Origin of the sequence: Dietzia sp. UBA5065 (assembly GCA_002415925.1) — a bacterium.
In the GTDB taxonomy this organism is placed as follows: Bacteria; Actinomycetota; Actinomycetes; order Mycobacteriales; family Mycobacteriaceae; genus Dietzia.
On sequence record DIAZ01000017.1, the window covers coordinates 5,258 to 9,234 of the forward strand.

Genomic DNA, 3,977 nt, shown 5'->3' on the forward strand with positions numbered 1-3,977 from the left:
CGGTGTCGGTGTCGGTGTCGGCGGCGGCCACCGGCACGGGGCGGTACTCCGCCACCACGACGTGGGCGTTGGTGCCGCCGAAGCCGAAGCCGGAGACGCCCGCCACGGCTCTACCGCTGTAGCGCGGCCACGGCGTGGTCTCCGTCACCACGCTCAGCCGCGCGGCGTCGAAGTCGATGTAGGGGTTGGGGCCGGCGAAGTTGAGCGTGGGCGGGAGCGCGTCCTTGCCCATGCCCAGGATGACCTTGGCCAGGCCCGCGGCGCCCGCCGCGGACTCCATGTGGCCGAAGTTGGTCTTGGCCGAGCCCAGCAGGGTGGGGCGGTCGGCGTCCCGTCCGCGCCCGAGGACCTGGCCGAGCGCGGTCGCCTCGATCGGGTCACCGAGGATCGTGCCGGTCCCGTGGGCCTCGATGTAGTCCACGTCCCGCGGGTCGACGCCGGCGTCGGCGTAGGCCTGGCGCAGCACAGCGACCTGTGCGTCCGGGTTGGGCGCGGTCATGCCGTTGGACCGGCCGTCGGAGTTGACGGCGGAACCCTTGATGACGGCGAGGACCTGGTCTCCGTCCCGTTCCGCCTCCGACAGGCGCTTCAGGATGAACAGGCCCCCACCCTCGGCGCGGCAGATGCCGTCGGCGTCCGAGGAGAACGCCTTGATCCGCCCGTCCGGGCTGAGCGCGGCGCCGGTCTTGGCGAAGCCCATCGTGGCGGCGGGCGCGAGCATCATGTTGACGCCGCCGGCCACGGCGAGGTCGGACTCGTGCAGGCGCAGGGAGTTGACGGCCTCGTGGATCGCGACCAGGGAGGTCGAGCAAGCCGTGTCCATCGTCATGGACGGGCCGCGGAAGTCAAAGGTGTACGAGACCCGGTTGGAGATGATCGCGTTGGAGGCGCCAGTGACCGCGTACGGGGAGGCTGCGGCGGAATCGGAGGTGAGGAAGACCTGGTAGTCGCTGGAGGAGGAGCCGATGAACACCCCCACCTCGCGACCCTTGAGATCACTCGCCGGCAGGTGGGCGTGCTCCAGCGCCTCCCAGGTGAGCTCCAGGGCGAGCCGCTGCTGCGGGTCCACCATCTCGGCCTCGCGGGGGCTCATGCCGAAGAACTCGGCGTCGAAGTCCCGGACCTCCGAGTCGTCGAGCCAGCCGCCCCGGTCCGGTGCCTCGGCGAGCACCTGCTGGACGTAGGCGTCCCCCGCCCACTCGGACCACCGGGTGGCCGGCCGCGGGCCGGTGGCGTCGCGGCCGTCGGACAGCAGTTCCCACGTGGCCTCGGGCGAGTCGGCACCGCCCGGGAAGCGGGTGGCGAACCCGATCACCGCGACGTCGAACTCCATCCCCGCGCCGCGGTCACGGAAGGAGTGCAGATCGGCGGGCTCGTCGCTGAGGACCGGGCCGTTGATCGCGTACTCGGCGAGCGCGGCGATGGTGGGGTGCTGGTAGGCGATCGTGGCGTCGAGGGGACGACCGAGCTCGTCCTCGAGATCGGCCGAGAGGGTCACCGCGTCCTTGGAGGACAATCCGAACTCCTCCAGGGAGCGGTCGTCCGTCACCTTGGAGACGTCGAGCCCGGTGGCCCGGCAGACCCAGCCCCGCAGCCATTCGCGGAGCTCTACTACCGTCATCTCGCTCTGTGCCATCGTGCGGCTCGCCTTTCCTGGGGTTGTCCGGTGTGCTCGCCCGTCGCCGTGGGGCACTTCTGGTGCCGCGACCGGCCGGACGCTAGTGCGCCGGCTCGTCCGGGAAGGCGGTCTGGCGGTGTCCACCGCGCAACGTGCCGTCCACGTACGCGGCCTTGCACGCGCGGCGGGCGATCTTGCCGCTGGAGGTGCGGGGGATGGACCCGGCCGGGACCAGGAGCACGTCCTGGACGGTGACGCCGTGCCGGGAGGAGATCGCCGACCGGACGGCGTCCGCGATGGGACCCGGATCCGCCTTGCCCGCGCCGGGCGCGCGCTCGCCCACCACCACGAGGGTTTCCGAGGAGTCATCGGCGGCGATCGTCGCGCCGTTACGGGCGTCGATCGGGAGCTGGTTGGCCGGGACCGAGAACGCCGCGACGAATCCCGGACGCAGCGAGACGGACGCGTCCTGCGCCGTGTTCTCCAGATCCTGCGGGTAGTGATTGCGTCCGGCGACGATCACCAGGTCCTTGACCCGACCCGTGATGTACAGCTGGCCGCCCACGTAGGCGCCGTAGTCGCCCGTGCGCAGCCACCGCGCGCCCTCGGGGACGGAACCGAACTCGCGGACCGTCCGGGAGCCCTCGGTCAGACGCTCGGAGAGCACGTTGCCGAACGTCGCCTCGGACTCCTCGTCGCGCCCCCAATAGGCGCGGCCGATGTTGGTGCCGTGGAGCCAGATCTCGCCGACCCTGCCCTCGGGGAGTTCGCGCCCGGTGCCGTCGTGCTCACCCGTCGCGTCGTCGATGCCCGGTTCCACGATCGCCGCCCACTGGCTGGGGGCGACGTAGCCGCACGCGACCTGCGGGATGGCGTCCTCGTTGCCGTCCACGCGGGACGGGTCCAGGACGGTCATGAGCCCCTCGTTGAGGTCGCTCCGGTCCACGTGGATGACGATCGCCTCGTCGTCCTTGCGCGGCGAGGAGACGAACAGGGTCGCCTCGGCCATCCCGTAGGACGGCTTGATCACGGTCGGCGCCAGACCGTACGGGGCGAACGCCTCGTTGAACGCACGCATGGACGCCGGGGTGACCGGCTCGGAGCCGTTGATGATGCTCGTCACGCCGGACAGGTCGAGGGTCTCCCCCTCGCGCGGCAGTCCGCGGCGGGCCGCGTGCTCGAACGCGAAGTTGGGCGCGGCGGCGAAGACCCCGTCTCCGTCCGACATGGCACCGAGCTGGTTGACCCAGCGGCCGGGACGCTGCACGAAGGCGCGGGGGCTCATCACGGTGATGGTCGCGCCGCCCATGGCGGGCAGGATCACGGTGAGCAGGCCCATGTCGTGGAACAGCGGCAGCCAGGTGACGCCGCGCGAGGCGCGGGTCAGCCCGAGGCCGTCGAAGAGCTGCATGACGTTGGTGACGACGTTGCGGTGCGTGATCTCCACGCCGGCGGGGACCCGTGTCGACCCGGAGGTGTACTGCAGGTAGGCGATGTCGTCCGCGCCGAGGTCGGGGAGGGACCAGCCGGAGCCCAGCTCGTCGGGGATGGCGTCGACGGCGAGGGTGCGCGGCCGCTCACGCGCGGGCAGCTCCCGGAAGAGCGTGCGGACGCCCGCGGCCGAGTCGGTCGAGGTGAGGATGACCGACGGCGAACAGTCGCCCAGCACGGCGTGGAGACGGTCGTGATGACCGGGTTCGTCAGGATCGAACAGCGGGACGGCGATGAGCCCGGCGTGGATCGCGGCGAAGAACGAGACGATGTAGTCGAGCCCCTGGGGGGCGAGGATGGCCACCCGGTCACCCGGCTTCGCCACCTGTTGCAGTCGCGCGGCGATCGCGTAGAGGCGGTCGCCGAACTCGGACCACGAGAGTTCGCGGACCTCACCGTTGCGGGAGGCCGAGTAGTCGATGTAGCGGTAGATCACCCCGTCCGCCGCGGGATCCTGCCGCGCCGCGGAGACGTTGGACTCGACGAAGTCGACCAGGGTGGTCCGATCGGGAATGACGATCGCCCCACTGGCGTCGTGGTACTGCTCGAACTCCACGTTGCTCCGTTCCGAACCGATGACTGGATGGTCGACGTCGTCGACCACGGACATTCCGGGCGACAAGCGTGGTCGATCCTACAGCGTGCCCCAGGGCACAACCGAACTCCGAATCACCGATCCGGCCAGGCGTGTCGCGGCATGTCACGGTACGCCGTGGGCCCCTCAGTCGTGGGCGATCTGGGGCGCCTCGTCCACGAGCCGGCGGGCGTGCCCGATGGTCCAGTCCGGGACCGTCGTCCCCAGGATCACGTCGGGGTTGGTGGCGTACATGGCGTGGACGGCGTTGTTGGCCACGAACTCCTGGAACCG

The 3,977-nt window shown here is 71.0% G+C and carries 2 protein-coding genes; both read right to left on the reverse strand.

The window, feature by feature from the left end:
* Positions 1-1,636, reverse strand: a 1,636-nt coding sequence (locus B4M60_RS01555; RefSeq protein ID WP_291079631.1) for a type I polyketide synthase, incomplete at its 3' end; no start/stop codon positions are given.
* A gap of 82 nt (positions 1,637-1,718) precedes the next feature.
* Positions 1,719-3,719 carry a long-chain-fatty-acid--AMP ligase FadD32 gene (gene fadD32, locus B4M60_RS01560; RefSeq protein ID WP_291079633.1) on the reverse strand — a complete coding sequence of 667 codons (2,001 nt, stop codon included), beginning with the start codon at positions 3,717-3,719 and terminating at the stop codon, positions 1,719-1,721.
* Between the last annotated feature and the right edge of the window lie 258 nt (positions 3,720-3,977).

Excerpts from the sequence above, each read along its gene's own strand:
- fadD32 (WP_291079633.1), bottom strand. The coding sequence starts at position 3,719 with ATGTCCGTGGTCGACGACGTCGACCATCCAGTCATCGGTTCGGAACGG.